Below are 243 nucleotides of genomic sequence, written 5' to 3'. Positions count from 1 at the left end.
TCGAGAGAACTCTCGTTAAGGAACTCGGCAAAATGACCCCGTAACTTCGGGAGAAGGGGTGCTCTGTGTAGGGTGTTACAGCCCGAAAGAGCCGCAGTGAATAGGCCCAGGCGACTGTTTAGCAAAAACACAGGTCTCTGCAAAACCGTAAGGTGACGTATAGGGGCTGACGCCTGCCCGGTGCTGGAAGGTTAAGAGGAGAGGTCAGCGCAAGCGAAGCTTCGAATTGAAGCCCCAGTAAAC

General features: G+C 53.9%; 1 rRNA gene. It reads left to right on the top strand.

Annotated features, from left to right (window positions below):
- Window positions 1-243, top strand: a 23S ribosomal RNA gene (locus AWV70_RS10950); the annotation flags it as partial.

Origin of the sequence: Sporosarcina koreensis (assembly GCF_001531445.1) — a bacterium.
Taxonomy (GTDB): domain Bacteria; phylum Bacillota; class Bacilli; order Bacillales_A; family Planococcaceae; genus Sporosarcina; species Sporosarcina koreensis_C.
The sequence above is the reverse complement of the archived record's forward strand: the minus strand, read 5'-3'. Positions and strand labels throughout refer to the sequence as shown.